The 18,038-nt window shown below is 72.3% G+C and carries 18 protein-coding genes; 7 read left to right on the forward strand and 11 right to left on the reverse strand.

The window, feature by feature from the left end; genetic code table 11:
- Nucleotides 1-55 precede the first annotated feature (55 nt).
- Nucleotides 56-1,081: a lactonase family protein gene (locus ACWDA7_RS16695; RefSeq protein WP_450604966.1), complete on the forward strand. Its 1,026-nt coding sequence runs from the start codon at nt 56-58 to the stop codon at nt 1,079-1,081.
- Between the two features lie 160 nt (nt 1,082-1,241).
- Here the strand turns inward: ACWDA7_RS16695 and ACWDA7_RS16700 are convergent, their stop codons facing one another.
- From ACWDA7_RS16700 to ACWDA7_RS16710, 3 genes are all read right to left on the reverse strand, one after another.
- Complete coding sequence (locus ACWDA7_RS16700; protein WP_450604968.1) at nt 1,242-2,165, reverse strand: sirohydrochlorin chelatase; 924 nt, start codon at nt 2,163-2,165, stop codon at nt 1,242-1,244.
- A gap of 1,168 nt (nt 2,166-3,333) precedes the next feature.
- On the reverse strand, nt 3,334-4,011 hold the full coding sequence (locus tag ACWDA7_RS16705; protein WP_450604969.1) for a uracil-DNA glycosylase: 678 nt from the start codon (nt 4,009-4,011) through the stop codon (nt 3,334-3,336).
- Between the two features lie 186 nt (nt 4,012-4,197).
- On the reverse strand, nt 4,198-5,283 hold the full coding sequence (locus ACWDA7_RS16710) for a WD40/YVTN/BNR-like repeat-containing protein (RefSeq protein ID WP_450604970.1): 1,086 nt from the start codon (nt 5,281-5,283) through the stop codon (nt 4,198-4,200).
- Between the two features lie 285 nt (nt 5,284-5,568).
- Here ACWDA7_RS16710 and ACWDA7_RS16715 point away from each other — a divergent pair, with 285 nt between their 5' ends.
- The gene (locus tag ACWDA7_RS16715; RefSeq protein ID WP_450604971.1) at nt 5,569-6,168 is read left to right on the forward strand and encodes an Rv1733c family protein; all 600 of its coding nucleotides are present in this window, start codon (nt 5,569-5,571) and stop codon (nt 6,166-6,168) included.
- 159 nt (nt 6,169-6,327) lie between these two features.
- Here ACWDA7_RS16715 and ACWDA7_RS16720 read toward each other — a convergent pair whose 3' ends face one another.
- Together ACWDA7_RS16720 and ACWDA7_RS16725 are read right to left on the reverse strand one after the other, a co-directional pair.
- On the reverse strand, nt 6,328-7,713 hold the full coding sequence (locus ACWDA7_RS16720; RefSeq protein ID WP_450604973.1) for a nucleobase:cation symporter-2 family protein: 1,386 nt from the start codon (nt 7,711-7,713) through the stop codon (nt 6,328-6,330).
- A gap of 90 nt (nt 7,714-7,803) precedes the next feature.
- Nucleotides 7,804-9,168, reverse strand: a complete 1,365-nt coding sequence (locus ACWDA7_RS16725) for an FAD-dependent oxidoreductase (RefSeq protein ID WP_450604975.1) — start codon at nt 9,166-9,168, stop codon at nt 7,804-7,806.
- Between the two features lie 167 nt (nt 9,169-9,335).
- Here ACWDA7_RS16725 and ACWDA7_RS16730 point away from each other — a divergent pair, with 167 nt between their 5' ends.
- Complete coding sequence (locus ACWDA7_RS16730; RefSeq protein WP_450604977.1) at nt 9,336-9,854, forward strand: DUF6214 family protein; 519 nt, start codon at nt 9,336-9,338, stop codon at nt 9,852-9,854.
- A 47-nt stretch (nt 9,855-9,901) separates the two neighbouring features.
- Here ACWDA7_RS16730 and ACWDA7_RS16735 read toward each other — a convergent pair whose 3' ends face one another.
- Together ACWDA7_RS16735 and ACWDA7_RS16740 are read right to left on the reverse strand one after the other, a co-directional pair.
- Entirely contained in the window at nt 9,902-10,585 is a 684-nt protein-coding gene (locus ACWDA7_RS16735) for a TetR/AcrR family transcriptional regulator (protein ID WP_450604979.1), read from the reverse strand.
- Between the two features lie 131 nt (nt 10,586-10,716).
- Nucleotides 10,717-11,409, reverse strand: a complete 693-nt coding sequence (locus ACWDA7_RS16740) for an NAD(P)-dependent oxidoreductase (protein ID WP_450604981.1) — start codon at nt 11,407-11,409, stop codon at nt 10,717-10,719.
- A 70-nt stretch (nt 11,410-11,479) separates the two neighbouring features.
- On the opposite strand from ACWDA7_RS16740, the gene ACWDA7_RS16745 reads away from it, so the two are divergent.
- Both ACWDA7_RS16745 and ACWDA7_RS16750 read left to right on the forward strand, forming a co-directional pair.
- On the forward strand, nt 11,480-12,142 hold the full coding sequence (locus ACWDA7_RS16745) for a TetR/AcrR family transcriptional regulator (RefSeq protein ID WP_450604983.1): 663 nt from the start codon (nt 11,480-11,482) through the stop codon (nt 12,140-12,142).
- Nucleotides 12,143-12,147: 5 nt separating this feature from the next.
- A complete protein-coding gene (locus ACWDA7_RS16750; protein ID WP_359402547.1) occupies nt 12,148-12,393 on the forward strand; it encodes a DUF2630 family protein in 246 nt (81 codons plus the stop codon).
- A gap of 13 nt (nt 12,394-12,406) precedes the next feature.
- On the opposite strand, the gene ACWDA7_RS16755 is transcribed toward ACWDA7_RS16750, so the two are convergent.
- From ACWDA7_RS16755 to ACWDA7_RS16770, 4 genes are all read right to left on the reverse strand, one after another.
- Complete coding sequence (locus ACWDA7_RS16755) at nt 12,407-13,105, reverse strand: HAD family hydrolase (protein ID WP_450604984.1); 699 nt, start codon at nt 13,103-13,105, stop codon at nt 12,407-12,409.
- A gap of 33 nt (nt 13,106-13,138) precedes the next feature.
- Complete coding sequence (locus ACWDA7_RS16760; RefSeq protein ID WP_450604986.1) at nt 13,139-13,846, reverse strand: phosphatase PAP2 family protein; 708 nt, start codon at nt 13,844-13,846, stop codon at nt 13,139-13,141.
- A 71-nt stretch (nt 13,847-13,917) separates the two neighbouring features.
- A complete protein-coding gene (locus tag ACWDA7_RS16765; protein ID WP_450604988.1) occupies nt 13,918-14,853 on the reverse strand; it encodes a M56 family metallopeptidase in 936 nt (311 codons plus the stop codon).
- A gap of 227 nt (nt 14,854-15,080) precedes the next feature.
- Nucleotides 15,081-15,626 (reverse strand): DUF5134 domain-containing protein, encoded by a 546-nt coding sequence (locus ACWDA7_RS16770; protein ID WP_450604990.1) that lies wholly within the window; start codon nt 15,624-15,626, stop codon nt 15,081-15,083.
- Nucleotides 15,627-15,796: 170 nt separating this feature from the next.
- On the opposite strand from ACWDA7_RS16770, the gene ACWDA7_RS16775 reads away from it, so the two are divergent.
- On the forward strand, nt 15,797-17,434 hold the full coding sequence (locus tag ACWDA7_RS16775) for an FUSC family protein (RefSeq protein ID WP_450604992.1): 1,638 nt from the start codon (nt 15,797-15,799) through the stop codon (nt 17,432-17,434).
- Nucleotides 17,431-18,030: a MarR family winged helix-turn-helix transcriptional regulator gene (locus ACWDA7_RS16780; protein WP_450604994.1), complete on the forward strand. Its 600-nt coding sequence runs from the start codon at nt 17,431-17,433 to the stop codon at nt 18,028-18,030. The genes ACWDA7_RS16775 and ACWDA7_RS16780 overlap by 4 nt, the downstream gene beginning before the upstream one ends.
- Nucleotides 18,031-18,038 lie beyond the last annotated feature (8 nt).

Here is an 18,038-nt window from a genome sequence, read left to right on the forward strand (position 1 = left end):
GGTCTAGACCTACTGCTACCGTCGTCCCGCAGGACGTCGGCGAGAGGGGACGGCAGTGGTGGACGGCGGCGGGTGGCGACGGGCCTACATCGGCTCGTTCACGACAGGGGGAGGGCGCGGCATCCTCGCGGCGGCCGCGGATCCGGACAGCGGCGCGCTGAGCGTCCTGAGCGCCATGGGCGAGGTGACCGACCCGTCCTACCTCGCGGTGTCCGGCGACATGCTGTACGCCGTCAGCGAGTCGCCCGAGGGTGCGGTCGCCGCGTACCGACTGGACGGCGGCAGGCCCGAACTCACCGGTCCTCCGGTCCCCGTCGGCGGCAGCGGCCCCACGCATCTGAGTCTGCACGCCGGTCACGTCCTGACCGCCAACTATGGCTCCGGCAGCGTCACCGCCGTCCCGTTGCGCGATGACGGAACCCCGGACGACGGCGCCGTCACCGTTTTCCGGCATGAGGGGTCGGGTCCGGTCCCGCAGCGGCAGCTCTCCGCGCACGCCCACCAGGTACAGCCCGACCCGAGCGGCCGGTGGGTCGTCAGCGTCGACCTCGGCACGGACTCCGTGCGCGTGTGCGCCCTGGAGCCGGGCACGGTCACGCTGTACCGCGAGATCCTGCTGCGTCCCGGGTCAGGTCCACGCCACCTGGCCTTCCACCCGGACGGGACGCGCGCATACGTCCTCAACGAGCTGGCGCCGACCGTCACCGTGTGCCGCTGGGACGCCGGAGCCGGAGTACTGGAGCCGGTCGCCGAGACGTTCGTGCTGCCGGACGAACCCGCCGGCGACGCCTACCCGTCGGGGATCGTCGCTTCGCCCGACGGACGCTTCGTGTGGACCGCGACGCGCGGACAGGACGTGCTGTCCGTGTTCGCCGTGGAGGACAACGGACTGAGGCTGGTGACCACGGTGCCGTGCGGGGGTGCGTGGCCGCGCGCGCTCGCCCTGTGGCAGGGGTTCTTGTACGTCGCCAACGAAGGGTCCGGGGACGTCACCTGGTTCGCCGTGGATCCCGCGACGGGGCTGCCGCGGCGGTGCGGCTCGGTCGAGGCGCCTGCCGCGTCCTGCGTCGTCTTCGGCTGAACCAGAGAGGCGCGCCATCCCCGAGGCGGTCCGGGCGGCGAGAGCCGCCCTCTCCGACCGGCTGTCACGGCGCCTCGTCTCACCGGGCCCGGCAGCGCGAAGGGCCCCCTCCATCATGGAGGCGGGGCCCCTCGTCGTCCGGATGCGCGCCCGGCGGGGCTCAGCGGACCGGAGCGCCCTGCGCCTGCTGCGGGGCGATGCCCAGTGCCATCGTGTACTTGGCCAGCGCCAGCTTGCCGATGGCCGGGTACGGGCCGAGCGCCTCGGCGGCGGGGCAGCCCGCTTCCTTGGCGGCCGCGTCCAGCAGCCCGGCCTCGAGCTCCGGGCCGATCAGGTACGGGGCGAGCGCCAGCTGCTGGGAGCCCGAGGACCGCAGCTGCTCGGCCACGGACGTGATCGAGCCTTCCTGGTCCAGGGCCGCCGCCATCACCGGCACGGCGAGCCGCGCGGCGAGCAGCATGCCCGTGATCCCGGCCGCCTGCACGGCCTCCTCGCCGCCCACGGAGGCGAGGATGATGCCGTCCGCCGCGGTCGCCACGGTGAACAGCCGGGCACGGTCGGCGCGGGCCAGGCCGGCCTCGGACAGGCGCACGTGCAGTGCCTCGGCAAGCAGCGGGTGCGGGCCGAGGGCATCGGTCAGATCGGCCGCGACACGGCTGTCCATGACCGCCTGGCGGACCCGGCGCAGCAGCGCGCTGTCCGGACCGGCCAGCAGGGGCACCACCACGGCCACGGGGCCGTCGGGCTCCTTGGCCTCCGCACCGGCCGCGACGGCCTGCTCGTAGCGCGCGGTGCGCTCCTCGGCCGTGCGGGCGAGGACGGACTGCAGCGTGGGGAACTCGGAGTCGTCCCCGTCCAGGTAGCCGATCCGGGCGTCAAGACCGGGCAGCTCGGAACGCGCGATGCTCACGACCTCCTCGGCGAGGCTGCGCGTGGCGGCGCTGGGCGTGCCGGGCACCGCGAGGACGAGCGCGGGCGCGCCCTCGGGAGCCGCCAGCGGTTCCGGACGGCGGTGCCGGCCGGGCTGGCGGGGTCGCGGCATTCGTACAGGCAGGCCGGATGCGGGGCCAGTGGGGGAGCTCATGGCGCCGCATGCTACTCACTTTGTGGGCTCCCCTGTTCGGGGAGGGTGCAGGTGAGCGGTTTCCGTCCGGTTTTGTCTGATGAGTTACGTACGGATGAGAAACGAACGATACGGTCTGACTTTTTTCACCGCACACCGGGAACAACTTCCCTCTCCCGGCAAGGGGAATCAGTCGGCCTTTTCGGTAGCGAGACGCAGCGGATGTTCGTCGCGCGCCAGTTCGAGTGTGGTGTCCGTGGGAGCGAGTGCGATGCGTGCGGCTGTGTCCAGCGGGTCGCCTGCCGCGGGGACCGGGCGCCGGAGGCAGGTGCCGCGCCAACTCCACGCGCATCGGCCCGAGAGGCGGGTCGCCCAGCCGGAAGTGGCCTCCGGCCAGGGTGACGTTGGGCCCGCCGGCAGGGGGACTCACGGCGGTTGCGCTCAGGTGCCCGGGCCCCGCCGCGCCGGCTGCCCGCTGCCACCGGGTCGTCGGCGGCACGGACGGCGACGTCGGGCGCGAACGAAGCCAGGACCGCCGGCCGGTCGGTACGGGGCTGGAGCACGTCAGGCGGCCCGGTGACCCGGCCGAACGCCGCCCCTGGCCGTGCCGGCAGGCACGCCGAGGCGCCCGGGCGGCTTGTCGAGGCCGCGCAGGACCGTCTCGAGCCCGGCCCGGCCGATCCATGCGCCGCCGACAGCGTCGCCCGGCAGACGCCCCAACTCTCCGCCCGGCGACGGATCTTCAGGTCCGTGGCGAGCACGTTCACACCGGTGACGGGCGCGATCACGGCCTCCGGCTGTGCGCCGAGCGCACCCGCGCAGGCGGTGACGGCGTCCGCGGCCCGCACGACTCTGCGGACGCCCGGTTTCCGGGGCAGGCGTGCGGCACGCAGATCGTCGTCGAGGCCGGCCGGACCGGCGGCCCCGATCACGGCGGTGCGCACCTCGGTGCCTCCTGCGGCAACATGCACCTGCCATGTCCGCAGCAGGAGTCGGGCCGGAGGATGCCCGGCGCCCTGCCCGAGCGGACCGGTACGGACCGGCTCCCGTGAGACGAGCCGGGCGGGCGCCGCCGAGGCCCGACCACCGTGCGGGACGAGGACGACCCGCGGGCCGGGACCTCCGGAGTCCACCGCGAGAACGGCCTCGGGATCGCCCGCCGCCGGGTCGTCCGCGGGACCCGGCGGTGTCACGGCAGGCGCCAGTCCACCGGTTGTCCGCCCTGCCTGATCAGGAGGTCATTGGCCCGGCTGAACGGGCGAGAGCCGAAGAAGCCCCGGTCCGCCGACATCGGGGACGGGTGCGCCGACTCGACCGACGGCAGTTCACCCAGCAACGGCCGCAGATTTCGGGCGTCACGGCCCCACAGGACGGACACCAGCGGCTTTCCGCGCCCGGCGAGGGCCCTGATGGCTTGCTCGGTGACCTCCTCCCAGCCCTTGCCCCGATGTGCCGCCGGGCGGCGCGGGGCCGTGGTGAGCGCCCTGTTGAGCAACAGCACGCCCTGTCGGGTCCATGGGGTGAGATCGCCGCTGGACGGCTGGGGCAGGCCGAGGTCGGCGTTGAGCTCCCGGAAGATGTTGATCAGGCTGCCCGGGAGCGGCCGTACCTCAGGAGCCACCGAGAAGGACAGCCCCACCGCGTGCCCCGGTGTGGGGTACGGGTCCTGGCCGACGATCAGGACGCGGACCTCGTCGAAGGGCTGCTGAAAGGCCCGCAGCACATGCGGGCCCGCCGGGAGGTAGGTACGTCCCGCGGCGATCTCGGAGCGTAGGAAGTCCCCCATCTCGGCGATCCGCCCGGCGACGGGCTCCAGTGCTTTCGCCCAGCCCGGTTCGACGATCTCATGCAACGGTCGTGGTGCCACGGGCGTCACCCTACTGCCGGGCACACACCGGCGATCAACCGGTGGCCCGACGGCGACCGGGAATGATCGCACGATTGACGAACAGTGCCCGGTCTGGGCGGCCTTGACCGCGTGCTGTCGCCCTTTGGCGACGAGATCGCGTCCGTCCCGCGGAGGTTGGGCGTGGGCGGGCGACGGATCACCGGATCAAGCGATCACCGCCGCCCGGACACACAGCACGTCCGGCAGATGCGACGCCAACTGCTGCCAGCTGTCGCCGTCGTCCGCCGACGCGTACACCTCGCCGTTGCGGTTGCCGAAGTAGACGCCCGCCGGGTCGCCGTCGTCCGTGCACAGGGCGTCGCGCAGCACCGTGCCGTAGTGGTCCTCGCCGGGCAGCCCCCTTGTGAGCGGCTCCCAGCTTCTGCCCGCGTCCGCGGTACGGAAGACGCGACAGCGGCGGTCGGCCGGGACGCGGTCCGCGTCCGCGTTGATCGGGAAGACGTAGGCCATGTCCCCGCGGTGCGGATGGGCGGCCGTGGCGAACCCGAACGTCGAGGGCAGACCTTCGCCGATGTCGGTCCAGTGGGCGCCCGCGTCGTCGCTTCGGTAGACCCCCCAGTGGTTCTGCAGATAGAGCCGGTCCGGGACCGCCGCGTCCTGTGCGATCTTGTGCACGCACTGGCCGAACTCCGGGTTGGGATCGGGCAGGAACACCGCCGAGACACCGGAGTTGGACGGCTCCCAGCTCACGCCGCCGTCCCGGGTCCGGAAGACTCCGGCCGTCGACACGGCGACCGTCACCGCCTTCGGGTCCCGCTTGTCGGTGATCACGGTGTGCAGGCCCTCGCCGCCACCGCCGGGCACCCACTTGTCGCGCGTCGGGTGCTCCCACAGCGGACGCACGAGGTCGAAGCTCTCGCCCCGGTCTTCGGATCGGTACAGCGCGGCCGGTTCCGTGCCCGCGTAGACCACGTCCGGTTCGGCGGCCGCCGGGTGCAGCTGCCATACGCGCTCGAGCGAAGCGCCCGTGTCCTTCGGGAACTTGACTGCGGGTTGCTTCGGCTCGGTCCAGGTGCGGCCCAAGTCGTCCGAGTGGAAGACGGACGGTCCCCAGTGCGAGCTGTCCCCTCCGGCCAGCAGGCGCGGGATGTCGCCGCGGGTGTCGATGGCGACCGAATACACGGCCTGTGCGTTGAAGTACGGACTCTCGTCGAACTCCCAGGCGCCGCCTCGCCGCCGTCCGATGAACAGTCCTTTTCGCGTGCCTACGGTGAGCAGTACGTCGGTCATGCCGACCACCTCCGAAACGCCGGTGTTCCAGACAGGGGCCAGTCTGCACCCCGGCACTGACAGCCACCCCCGGGACGATCGTCCACGCAGGTCAACCGCCGTGTTGCCGAGGAGCGCAGGGACAGTTGGCCGCGACGCGGAGCCCGCGGACCGGGCTCTCGGCAGCGGGGCCGGCCGCCGGAGGGCCACGCGCCGCCGGATGCCCCGACTGAGCACCGGAGCGCCCCGGCCCGTATGGGAGTGCGGTCGGGGGGTGTCCGTGTGTGCGTGAGGAGGATGCCATCGATGAGGTGGCTGCCATCGATGACGGCGTTCCGTGGTCCCGCGGTGTGGCTGTGGCGGTGGCGCCGCAATCCACTGCGGCGTCGCAGCGATGCGCTGGAGGCCTGGATCCTGCTCGGGGTCTGGTCCGTGACCGTGATCGGGGGAGTGCTGGCGGGGCTTGCGGCGGCGCACTCGGTGGAGCGCGGCATGAACAGGGAGCGGGCCGAATGGCGCCCTGTCATGGCGCTGCTGACCCAGGACGCGCCGAAGTCGGCCGCCGCGAGCGCGGCGGGCGCGGAACGGGTGTGGGCGAAGGTGCGCTGGACGGGGCCGGACGGCTCCTCCCACGCCGGCCGGGTGCGCGTGGCTGCGGGCAGTGCGACGGGTACCGCGGTCACCGTCTGGACGGACCGTGACGGCTCCCTGGTGACCGAGCCCGCCACCGCGTCGCAGGCTCAGGTGCGGGCGGCCATGGTCGGCGTGCTGGTGGGGATGGGCGTGGCCACGGTCCCGTTCGTAGGCGGGCGCATGGCCCGGGAACGTCTCGAACGGCGCCGCATGGCGCAGTGGGACGAGGCCTGGGCGCGGTTCGGGTCGACCTGGGGACGGATGACCGGCTGACCCGGCCGGCCGAGCCCGGAGCGGTCGTACTTGGCCCGCCGGCCCCTGGGGCACGCACCGGTGGCCTACGACGTCCCGGGCGGCCCTCTCCAAAGGCCAATCCAGGTGGCCGGGTTCGAAGTGAACCGGGCCCGGCGCAAGGACCCGCCCTGGGACGATCTAGATGATCCCGTCCCCGGGCTTGTCCGCGCCCTCCTCGCCACCACCCCCCGCCCGGCCGCCCGCCTCGGGGACGCCTGAACCGGCCTTCGAGGGACCGTGGTTGAAGAGCAGGTTCAGCACGACCGCCGTCACGCAGCCCGCGCTGATCCCGCTGTTCATCACCGTCTGGAACCAGTCCGGGAACTTCTCGTACACCGTCGGCACGCCGACCGGCAGCATGCCGACCGCCAACGAGATGGCCACCACCGTCAGGTTGTGGTCGCCCTTGAAGTCCATCGTGGCCAGCGTGCGCAGCCCGCTCGCGGCGACCGTGCCGAACATCACCAGACCTGCGCCGCCAAGAACCGGCTCCGGTACGGCCGCGACCACAGCGCCCAGCTTGGGCAGCAGGCCAAGCAGCACGAGCAAACAGCCGGACGCCGCGACCACCCAGCGGCTGCGCACCCGGGTCATTCCCACCAGGCCGACGTTCTGCGCGTACGCCGTGTACGGGAAGGTGTTGAACACCCCGCCGACGACCGTGGAGAGGCCGTCGGCCCGCAGACCGTCCGCGAGCGATCGCGAGTCTGCCTTCCGTCCGGTCATCTCGCCGACCGCGATGAGGTCGCCGGTCGTCTCGGTCATCGTCACGAGCGCCACCACGAGCATCGACACGACGGCGGAGGCGCGGAAGGCGGGCGTGCCGAAGTGGAAGGGGGTGCTGATCCCGATCCAGTCGGCGTCCCCGATGCCGCCGAAGTCGGTGAAACCGAAAGGCACCGCGACCGCGAGTCCCACCACGATGCCGATCAGCACCGCGATCCGGCTCAGGAACGGGGGCGCGAAACGCTGCACCCCGATCACCACGGCCAGCACGAAGGCCGCGAGTGCCAGGTTCTTCGGCTCCCCGAAGTCCTTCGAGCCCTGCCCGCCCGCGGCCCAGTTGCCCGCCACCGGCAGCAGCGAGATGCCGATGACCAGGATCACGGTGCCGGTGACGAGCGGTGGGAAGAAGCGCAGCAGCCTGCCGAAGACCGGCGCGAGCAGCATGATGGCGATTCCCGCCACGATCACCGACCCGTAGACGGCGGGCAGTCCGCCACCCGTCGTCCCGATCAGCACCATCGGGGAGACGGCGGCGAAGGTGCAGCCCTGCATGATCGGCAGCCGTGCGCCGAAGCGCCAGAAGCCGACGCACTGGATGAGAGTCGCGATGCCGCACACGAGCAGATCGGCGGTGATCAGATACGCCAGGTCGGCGGCCGACAGCTTCATGGCGCCGCCCACGATCAGGGGGACGGCCACGGCGCCGGCGTACATCGCGAGGACGTGCTGGAGGGCCAGGCTCGCGAGTTGGCGTACAGGTGGAACCTCGTCGACGGGGTGCACGGGGGTGGTTGCCATGGGGGGAGAACGTAAGCCCCTTGAACAGGTTGCTGATTGCCGGCCGGTTGCCGCTCTGTGTCGTGACGGACGGACGTCCGGGTCCGCCGCTCAGCGCCCTGTGCCGTGTCCTTCGAGAGCGGTGGAGCCGGCGGCGGCCATCAGCGACGCCCAGTCCGGGAGCTTGACGACTCCCCGCCCCAGCGACGCGCCGAGCTCCGCCTCCGCCCGCTCGATCGCCAGCCACCCCGCCCACTGGACCGGGGAGAGTCCGTCCGCCCGAAGGGCCGGCAGCGCGTCCTCGGGGACCTCACGCCCCGCGAGGCCGGGCGCGTCTTCGAGCAACGAGGTCACCGTCTCCTTGGCGCACGGCCGGTTCGTGCCGATGACACCCGTGGGACCGCGCTTGATCCACCCGGCCACGTACTCCCCCGGAGAGACCTCCCCCTCGCGCAGGACCCGTCCTGCCAGATGCGGCACGGTGCTGGTCACCGCGTCGAACGGCAGCCCCTGAAGCGGGACTCCGCGATAGCCGACCGAGCGCAGCACCAGTTGTGCCTCGATGTCCTCGTACCGCCCGCTGCCCGTCACCCGGCCGGCTCCGTCGGGGACCGTCCGCTCGAAGCGCACGGCGCCCACCCGGCCCCCGTCGGCGAGGAGTTCGACCGGACGCAGGAAGAAGCGCAGCCGGATACGGCGCGGGGCGCCCCGTGGCGGTGCCGCGGCCCAACCGCGCAGCACCTCGATGTTGCGGCGCAGGGCGGCGGGCAGTCCTGAGGGATCGGTGTAGGCCGGGTCGAGCGCCATTTCCGCCTCGTCGACGACCACCTCGGTGTCGGGCAGGGCGCCCAGTTCGCGCAGTTCCTTGGTGGTGAAGCGGGCCTGCGAGGGGCCGCGCCGCCCCACCATGTGGATCTCGGTGATCTTGCTCTCGGCCAGCGCGGCCAGCGCCGCCTGCGGCATGTCGGTGGGGATCAGCTCGTTCACCCCGCGAGCGAGGATCCGGGTCACGTCGACCGCGACGTTCCCCACACCGATCACCACCGCGGTGCGGGCGCCGAGCACGAAACCGTCGGCGACGCAGTCCGGGTGTGCGCTGTACCAGGACACGAACTCGGTCGCCGACCAGCTGCCAGGCAGCTCTTCGCCCGGGATGCCGAGATGACGGTCGGTCGCGGCGCCCACGCAGTAGACCACCGCGTGATACAGCTCGCGCAGTCGTTCCGGCCGTACTCCGTCCGCGCCGACCTGGACACCGCCGAGGAACCGGATCCGCTCGTCCTCCATGACCGCGCGGAGATTGTTCTGCAGCGACTTGATCTTCTCGTGGTCGGGTGCCACCCCGTACCGCACCAGGCCGTACGGGCAGGGCAGCCGGTCGAGGACGTCGACGCGCACCTCTGGATCCTGCTGGACAAGGCTCTGGGCGGCGTACACCCCGCTCGGCCCGGAGCCGACGACGGCGACATGCAGCACGGCGGAACTCCCTCGTTGAGGAGATCGCTGGTGGCTCCAGCATTGCACCGCGCACGGCAGGACGGGAGAGGGCTGGCGGATGCGGCGCTGGGCCGACGGGGTGCGGTGCCCACCCCTGCCGTGCGTGGCTTTGGCATGGTATGCGATCAGTCGCTTACGTTGCGTTTATGCCCGAAGTGTCCCTTCAGGATTTTTCCGATCACTTCGGATCGGATGGGGCGGTGTCGGTGTGGCCCGCGTGGGAAGTGCGGGAGCGCGAGAACACCATGACCTGGTTCGCCGTCCGGCTCGACCTGCCGGACGGGGGTTGTGTCGACGTCCTTGCCGTGGTGGCCGGCGGATGTGTGGCGATCGAAGAGGTGCGGGCCCAGCCCGGCCTCACACTGGACGACCTGTCGGCTCTCGCCGACTGGATCGAGGAACCGCTGCTCGAGGCATGCGGCATGGAGCCGGACCGTTCCCCCGTGCCCACCGGACCGCCGACGTGCGGTGAGGGGCCGGCCTGGCCGCGCGGCGTCGAGGGGTGGCGCCTGGTCGCCGAGGAGTACCTCGCGGCCCAGGACGCGGATGCCGATCCGGTGTTCGCGGTGATGCGTGCGACGGGACGCAGCCGCCGCAGAGCGCTGAAGCTGATCGCCGAGGCACGCGACGCAGGGCTTCTGGCGCCACGTCACGCCCGCTCCTGATCCGGTCGGTTGAGCATGAGCGCGGAGCAACGCCAGGACACCTGCGGCTATTTTGACGCCTTGTTCGTCTCCGGCTGACGGTTCTCCGTCGCGAAGAACCGCGACAGATCGGTGTCGTAGGCCGTGCCCACACCTTCGGGTTCCGGAGGGCTGCCCATCTCCCAGTCGAGGCCGTACCGCTGGAACAACTCGGCCCGCAGTACCGGCAGCGGCATCGGCGCACCCGGCACCAGGGCCGCGTAGACCGCGCCCATCAACAGGGCGCGCAGCATCGGGTAGTCGGCGTCCGTGTCCGTCGAGCCGCGCCGCGTCACCGTGTCCCGCAGCAGCTCCGCCAGTCGCTGCTGCTCGGGGCACTGCACGAATCCCTCGGCCTGCAGGATGCCCGCCATGTGCTGACGCATCAGAACGGTGTGGTGGACGGTGAGGCCCAGGACGGCGTCGACGGCCCGCGCCATCCGCTCCCGGCCGTCCTCGGTACGCGGCTCGCGCTCCAGGGCTTCTTCGAGGGTGCGGTGCATCAACCGGTGCACGGCCGACTGGAGGAGTTGCCGTTTGCCCGGGAAGTAGTACGACACCAGGCCCCGCGCGGAGCCGGCGCGGTCCGCGATGTCGGCGAGTGTCGTCGAGTCGTAACCGCGCTCGCTGACCAGTTCGATCGCGGCGTGCAGGAGCCGTTCGCGGGAACGCCGCCGCAATTCTTCATTGACCGAGGGGCTGCGCGGCGACATCCTGGACTCCTGCGTTGACTGGCTATCAGCCAACTATACTCAGCGCATCCTGGTCCCGTTGCCCTCGGGTCGGTTCCGGGGTGGCGTCTGCCCTGGGCCACACGGGGGATGGTCCAGGGCGGACGCCGGAACTATCGCCCGCGCACCGCCTCACGCCAGATCAGCCGCGGAATGCTCGGCTTCACATCCCGTGTGACCACGCCCATCGCCCTGCGCACATACCGCCCGTCCACCAGTTCCCGCAGCATGGCCGCCGCGAGATCGGCCCGGGCCGTGAACACGCCGTCCGCACTGCTCTCCGCGACCACGTAGCGTGTGGGCTCGGGATGGTCGAAGAGACCGGACGGGCGTGCGACGGTCCAGTCCAGCGGGGTGCCACGCAGCACCCCCTCCATGCGGCGCATGTCCTCGTGCGCGGTGCGGGCGATGACCCGGTTCACATACGGGTCCAGCACGTGGTTGAAGAAGAAGGCCCCGCTGGGCCGCCAGGCCGGGTCGAGGACGCTGGAGCTCACCGCGACCAGCCGCTTCACACCGTGCCGCCCCATCGCGTCGGCGATGTTCCGGGCCGCCGCCGAATAGAGGGTGACCGGTGCCCGCCCGGGCCGCACCCCCAGCGCGGACAGTACGGCGTCGGCGCCCTCGATCACCGTGTCGACCGCATCCGCGTCGGTGGCGTCGGCATCGGCCATGGTCAGCCCCGCGCGCCCGGCCATCGGATGCGGCCGGCGGGTCACCGCCGTGACCTCGTTCCCGTCCGCCAGTGCCTGGGCGACCAGTTGGTGGCCTGTGGGTCCGCCCGCTCCGAAAACGACGATGCGCATGACGTGTTTCCTCTCGATGGTCGGTTCGTGCCTTGACAGTGGCGATCGAGGGCGGGGATATTCAACGCTGATGAATAAATCCCGCGGTCGGCCACCGGGCCGCCCCGCCACCAGAGCCCGTATCACCGGGGTCGCCCGCACCCTCTTCCTGGAGCGGGGCTACCAGGGCACGACGCTGCGCGCGATCGCCGCCGAGGCCGAGGTGGACGTGGCGCTCATCGGCTACCACTTCGGTTCGAAGCAGGGTCTGTTCGGCGAGTCGATGAATTTGCGCTGCGGACAGTCGAACGCGATCGTGGTCGCCCTGGACGGTGATCAGGCGGGGCTCGCCGACCGCCTCCTGGATGCCGTCACCGCCCTGTGGGAGGACCCGTCCGGCAGCGGATTCGCGGCGATGGACGGCACAGCGCTGCGGGACGAGGACGTGATGCGGGTGTTCCGCGAGTTCCTGGAGCGTGAGATCCTCGGCCGGATCGCGAGCCATCTCGGCGGCCGGGACGCCACGGACCGGGCCACGGCAGCCGTCGCCGTGCTCGGCGGCCTGATCTTCACCCGCTATCTGAACCCGCTCGGCCCGGTCCAGGCACTGGACGCCGCGGATGTACGACGGATCCTGGGTCCGCCCCTGCGCGCCGCCCTGAGCGGCCACCGGCGCAGGACGAGGCCTGCGGCACAGCTGTCGCAGAGGAGCCGGACCGTCCCTAGAGTGGGCACGAGTCCCAAGGAGGCATGACGCACATGGGTGAAGACCAGATCCTGGCAAGGATCACGGCGATGGTGGACGAGGAACGCGGCCTGCGTGAGGCGGTGTCGTCCGGCCGGATCGACAGCTCCACCGAGCACGCACGGCTCGTCGAGCTGGAACAAGCGTTGGACCAGTGCTGGGACCTGCTGCGCCAGCGTCGCGCGAAGGCCGAGTTCGGCGAGAACCCGGACGAGGCGCGTGTCCGGCCGGCGTCCGAGGTCGAGGGCTACCAGGGCTGAGACGGGGGCGGGGTCAGCCGATCAGGTCCAGCGCGGGCCGGAGCCCGTCCGGGCGCTCGGTCACCGGGCGATGGTCGACGAAGTGCACCGCACAGCCGAGCGCCGCGGCCCCGCCGTCCGCCCGTCGGTTGTCGCCGACCATGAGCGTGTCCTGCGGGGCGACACCGAGCGCGTCGCAGGCCAGTGCGAACAGCCGGGGGTCAGGCTTCTGGATGCCGTGCTCGTATGACAGCACGTATGTGTGGACGTACGGGTCGACGCCGTGCTCCCGGAAGACCGGCCGCAGGTCCCAGCCGATGTTGCTGACCACGCCGACGGCCACTCCGCGTCCGTGTAGGGCGCCGAGCACCTCGGCGGCGTCAGGGTAGAGCCGCCAGGCGGCAGGACTCATATGGCGGTCGTACAGCACGTCATGGAGTCGCGGGTCCGGCAACGGCACCCGACGGGACAGGCCGGTGTACGCGGCCCGGTGCGCCTCCGCGCTGCGGTCCCGGTCGGCCCACAGCGTGGCGAGGTCGTCCGGCAGCGGCCCTTCGGGGAAGGAACCACCGGCCAGTGCGCCCGCCGACTCCAGCAGCTCGGCCGTGCGCACCAACTCGGCCTCGGGCAGCGTGACACCGGCTTCCGCCAGTGCCGCGCGCAGCCAGGATTCGGCCGACTCGATACGGAACAACGTTCCGGAGAAGTCGAAGAGCACGCCTTTGATCGCCATGGGGACGATGTTTCGCGACCCGCTGTGCACGCGTCAAGAACGCCCCACCCGCCTGGTCGTGTTCTTCTCCGCTCCGCCCCACCGCTCGTAGGACGCCATGGCGAGCACGACCAGCAGCGCCCCGAACAGCCAGCCGCCCAGCACGTCCGACGGCCAGTGCACGCCGAGCCAGACCCGGGTCAGGCCGACCCCGATGACGGAGACCACCGCCACGGTCAGCGCCGTGCACCACAGCACGCCCCTGGCGCCGTACCGGCGAAGAACCCACAGCAGCAGCCCGCACACGAGAGCCGCCGTCATCGCGTGACCGGAGGGGAAGGCCCCGTTGTGCACCACGTCGAGTGGGTCGGGCCACTCGGGGCGTGCTCGGCCGATGGCCGCCTTGGCGACGTTCTGCGCGACCGCGCCCAGCGCGCAGGTGGCCGCCACCCACAGGGCGAGCCGGCGGTCCCGCTGCCGCCACAGGAGCCAGAACACCGCGACCGCGCACAGGATGCGCATGGTCGCCGGGTCCCACACCCAGTCCGTGAGGAAGCGGGCCGTGCGGGTGAGGCCCGGGTTGTCGAGCGCCCAGCCGTGCATCGTGCGCGCGATGTCCGCGTCCAGCGCCACGAGCGGGTGCCAGGGGATGGTCACCAGCACCAGAAGCAGCAGCGACGCGCAGCCCAGGGCCGTGGCGGCGACTTCCGCACCTCGCGGGGCCGGGCGCCGGATCGGCGAGTCGACGGGCAGGGGCTGCATACCCTGATCCTCGCCCCTGTGCGGGCCTTCCGGTCAACGGACACGGCGCCCGTGTGACCCGGGCGGCCGGTTCACCCCAGTGCCCGCAGCCCCGGTATGAACGCCACCAGCACGGGGATCACCGGAACCAGTGCCGCGGTCGCCGTCAGCCGCAGCCGCTGTGCCGCCGGCAGCCGGTCCGGGGGCGTGAGGAGACGGTGGACACGATGCGGAACATGGGCCTGCGGGGTGGGACAGGGCCCGAAGACGCCCCGGTCCTCGTTGAGTTCGACCAGGGCGAGAGCCGTGGTGAGGCGGCCGTGGCGGCGCGAGGCCATGTCGTCGGCGGCCAGTTCGACCAGCCGGTGCATCTCGTCGCGGAACGCTGCGAAGACCGGCACCTGGGGAAATCCGTTGGCCAGCGCGGCCGAGGAGTGCAGCAGCCAGTCGTGGCGGGCCCGCGCGTGCCCCTGCTCATGGGCGAGCACCGCGTCCAGCTGCTTGCCCTTCAGCCGGCGCAACGCCTCCGTGGTGACGACCAGTTGGGGAGTGGCGCCGGACAGCCACCAGGCCTCCGCACGATCTCCCTCCAGGACCACCAGCCGGTCCCTGCGGGTCTCCTCGCCGGGCAACAGCGGGGCCCGTACGAGCAGTTCGGCCCTGCTCTGCCGACGCCGGGCCCGCGCCCTGGCGACCTCACGGACCAGCATCGCCGCGCTCCACGCCCCGCCGCACGCCAGTGCCACGGCGGTGGTAGCGGCCCACGTGCTCCCGGAACCCAGCGCGTAGGCGTCCACGACCGAGTTCGGCGCGGTGGCGAACACATGGCCCCTCACGGCCGCCCAGGCGGCGGCCGCGCTCAGCGTCATCGACAGCGCGCAGCACACCAGAACCGCCGCCACCACGCACTGCCACACCCACAGGGCGACCACCGGTTCTCGGTCCGGCCAGTCCGCCCGGGCGAGCAGCCGCGGAGCGAGAACGGCGGTCAGGGCGCCGAGCAGCAGCAGTGCCGCGGGGACCATCATGGGCCGAAGCCTATGAGCCGGGTGTCGTCATGGGGTACGTACTGTCGCGGCAAAGTGACGTACGCCACCGTCGGCGACGGGACCGGGGGAGTTCACCACGGCACCAGAGGCGGTTCGCCCGGGCGCCGGAAGCAGTTCGCCACGGCACCGGCCGACAGTCCGCCTCGGCGCCGGGGAAGGGCGGGTCCTCTTCGCGTGTGGCGCCGTCAGAGCGCGATGCGCCCTGGTCAGAGCGTGAGGAGCATCGCCAGCATCGCGATGGCCATCGACAGCCGGCAGGCGCGTGCCAGTTCCGGTCGGTCGCCCCAGCCGACGAGGCGTGCGCCCCCGGCCCCGGCCGTCGCCGCGACCGGCACCAACCGCGCTCCGGACCACAGCACGTACATCGCGAAGTAGAGCAGGAGAGCCGCGGTGACCGGGGCGATGCCGCTGTGGCCGTGGTGCCCCGGAGAGGAGACCATCGCCGCCGCCATGTACGCCATGGCGAACGCTCCCACCAGGTGGTGCAGGTGGTGGCCTCCGCTACGCGCGGCCCACAGGGTGCGCACGGCCGCGCCGCCGAAGACCACGACGTAGGCGATCAGGGCCCAGCGGGGCGGCGCGGCCACCGCCGTCGGCACGGCCATCGCGGCCATGCCGAACCCCATCAGTGCCTCGCCGCCCGCGGCCCGGCGCTGTTCCTCGACGGCGCTGCGCATGCGCAGCAGACAGTAGGCCCCGGTCGCCGTACACAGCGCGACGAGCAGCCAGCCGGGTGACGACGGTCCGTGCACCGCGCACCTCCCCCGTTCGACGGTCTCGGACAGTCGCTGGAGGCATTCCCGTCACGGATGGTGCGCAAGCGAGCGCACAGGGGTACAAGGGGGAGCGCGGGAGGCTCGAGCCGCAGGCCGGGGCCGCGGTCCAATTATTTACGAGTAAAACACCTGCTAAACTTATCGTCATGAGCAGTGCGAACCGCCGATCCTCCCGAGTGCGTCCGCTTCCCTTGTCCGGTCTCCTACGCCTCGGCAGGCCCTCCGACATCTGGTTCAAGCCCGCGCTGAGCGTGGTCGCCGGAGTCGCACCTCCGAACCTCACCCTGCTCGCCCTGGGCCGCCTCGATCTCGCGGCGTACACGATGGCGGGCTCGCTTTGCGCCCTCTATGCGCACAACCGCCCGTACTCGGCCAGGGCGGGGATCCTCCTCCGGGTCGTCCTCGCCATGGTGAGCGGCCTGGCCGTCTCCCTGGTCGCGGCGTCGCTGACCACGAACCCGGTGGTGCTGGTCACCGTCGGCGCCCTGCTCGCGGCGGTCCACAAGGCGCTGTGCGACGCGACCCGTCTCGGCCCCCCGGGCAATGTGATCTTCACCTTCGTCACCTCGGCGGCCCTGTTCATGCCGCAGTCCCTCGGCCAGGTGCCCGGCCATGTCGCCCTCGCCACAGCGGCGGGCGCCTGGTCCTGGATCGTGGGCATGGCCCCCGGTCTGCTGCGGCCCCACGGCCCCGAGCGCCGGGCCACCGCCCACGCCCTGAGCGCCGCCGCCGCGTTCGCGGCGACCGGTGAAACCGCCGCCCGGGCCGGTGCCGCGGCCGCCGTGCACACCGCCTGGCAGTCACTGCTGTCCACCGGCGCCCGCTCCGCGCCCCGGAGTGCCCTGGAACGGCTCCTCGTCCGGGCCGAGGTGGCGCTCGCGGCGCCCGCGGACACCGACCCCGAGCGACTGCGTGCCTGGGCCCGCACACTGCGGGGCACGGGGCCCGTTCCGCGGCCGGACGACCTCGGCGAGGCGGCCGACGAACTCCTCGGCGTGGAACTCGAACTCGACAGCTCGCCGCGCCCGCTGCACCACAGGCTCGCCCCGCTCGCCCCCCTCGTCCTGCGCACCGCGCTCGGCTGTGCCCTCGCCGGATACGTCTCGCTCGCACTCGGCGTCGGCCGCCCGTACTGGGCGCTGGTCACCGCCGCCTCGATTTACCAGGCCAACGTCACCCTCACCTGGCGCCGCGGCATCCAGCGGGTCGTCGGCAACCTCGTCGGGGTCCTGCTGTTCGCCGCCGTCGCCCCGGTCGCCCATCTGAGCCAGCTGGCCCTGGTGCTGTGCGGTCTCGCCTTCAACTTCGGCGCCGAGGCGCTGATCAGCCGGAACTACTGGATCGGCAGCGTCTGCGTGACGCCGATGGCCCTGCTCATCACCGAGTTCGGCCACCACCAGGAGCCGGGCGCGCTGATGACCGATCGGGTCGTGGACACCCTCATCGGGGCGCTGGTCGGCTTCGCCGCCGCGATCGCCGTCACCAACAGGCGCGCCGGTGACCGTATCGAAGACGCCCTCGCCGCAGTGGAGCAGAGCCGTGAGCGCGCCGCCCGCGTCCTTGTGGCGGACCGCCCCGGGCCGGCGGACCTGGAGGGGGCGCGCCGCGCTCTGGCCGCCGCCGTCGTGGACCTGCGCGCCGCGGCCGACGCCGCCTCCGGCGAATGGTGGCAGCGCGCCCTGCCGGAGGAGCGGGTGCTGCGCGCCGAGCAGGACGGGCACCGTACGCTCGCCGCGACGGTACGACGGCAGGGACTGCACACCTCGGAAGGCGTACGGGCATGACGGCAGGAAACGGAGGGCCGGGGACCGGAGCCGCCGGGCGGAAGGACACGGGTGACGGCGCGGACGTCGGGCAGTCGCCCGGGCGTGCCCCTGCGGACGACATCGTCGCGGCCGTGGTGCGCCAGTGGCACGCGGTACGGCCCGACGTCGACACCGGGCCCATGGAGATCATCGGCCGCGTCAATCGGTGTGCCGCCCTGCTCCAGCAGGCGGAGGACGCGCCGCTGCGCCGGGTGGGGCTGACCCGGCCCGAGTTCGACGTACTCGGCACCCTGCGGCGCACCGGCCACGAGCTGACGCCCGGTGAGATCGCCCGCGAGACCTTCTCCTCCGGTGCCGCCGTCACCAAACGCCTCAAGCAGCTGACCGAACGCGGCCTGGTCGAGCGGCGCGGCGACACCCGGGACCGCCGGGTGGCCCGTGTCCACCTCACCGACGCGGGCCGCGACCTCGTGGACGGCATCCTGCCCGAGCAGCTCTCCTACGAGAGAGCCGTGCTGTCCGGTCTCGACGTCGGCGGACAGCGCGAACTGGCTTCTCTGCTCGGTGAGTTGCTCGTCCAGCTGGAGGGCCGGCTCGGCGCTGCGCGCGGCTGACCGCACAC

The sequence above is a fragment of the Streptomyces sp. NPDC001156 genome, assembly GCF_053598275.1.

Excerpts from the sequence above, each read along its gene's own strand:
- ACWDA7_RS16735 (WP_450604979.1), bottom strand. The coding sequence starts at position 10,585 with ATGTCGCCGCGCAGCCCCTCGGTCAATGAAGAATTGCGGCGGCGTTCC.
- ACWDA7_RS16780 (WP_450604994.1), top strand. The coding sequence starts at position 17,431 with ATGACGGCAGGAAACGGAGGGCCGGGGACCGGAGCCGCCGGGCGGAAG.
- ACWDA7_RS16730 (WP_450604977.1), top strand. The coding sequence starts at position 9,336 with ATGCCCGAAGTGTCCCTTCAGGATTTTTCCGATCACTTCGGATCGGAT.
- ACWDA7_RS16715 (WP_450604971.1), top strand. The coding sequence starts at position 5,569 with ATGAGGTGGCTGCCATCGATGACGGCGTTCCGTGGTCCCGCGGTGTGG.
- ACWDA7_RS16745 (WP_450604983.1), top strand. The coding sequence starts at position 11,480 with ATGAATAAATCCCGCGGTCGGCCACCGGGCCGCCCCGCCACCAGAGCC.
- ACWDA7_RS16700 (WP_450604968.1), bottom strand. The coding sequence starts at position 2,165 with ATGAGCTCCCCCACTGGCCCCGCATCCGGCCTGCCTGTACGAATGCCG.
- ACWDA7_RS16775 (WP_450604992.1), top strand. The coding sequence starts at position 15,797 with ATGAGCAGTGCGAACCGCCGATCCTCCCGAGTGCGTCCGCTTCCCTTG.
- ACWDA7_RS16710 (WP_450604970.1), bottom strand. The coding sequence starts at position 5,283 with ATGACCGACGTACTGCTCACCGTAGGCACGCGAAAAGGACTGTTCATC.
- ACWDA7_RS16720 (WP_450604973.1), bottom strand. The coding sequence starts at position 7,713 with ATGGCAACCACCCCCGTGCACCCCGTCGACGAGGTTCCACCTGTACGC.
- ACWDA7_RS16750 (WP_359402547.1), top strand. The coding sequence starts at position 12,148 with ATGGGTGAAGACCAGATCCTGGCAAGGATCACGGCGATGGTGGACGAG.
- ACWDA7_RS16740 (WP_450604981.1), bottom strand. The coding sequence starts at position 11,409 with ATGCGCATCGTCGTTTTCGGAGCGGGCGGACCCACAGGCCACCAACTG.
- ACWDA7_RS16755 (WP_450604984.1), bottom strand. The coding sequence starts at position 13,105 with ATGGCGATCAAAGGCGTGCTCTTCGACTTCTCCGGAACGTTGTTCCGT.
- ACWDA7_RS16765 (WP_450604988.1), bottom strand. The coding sequence starts at position 14,853 with ATGATGGTCCCCGCGGCACTGCTGCTGCTCGGCGCCCTGACCGCCGTT.
- ACWDA7_RS16760 (WP_450604986.1), bottom strand. The coding sequence starts at position 13,846 with ATGCAGCCCCTGCCCGTCGACTCGCCGATCCGGCGCCCGGCCCCGCGA.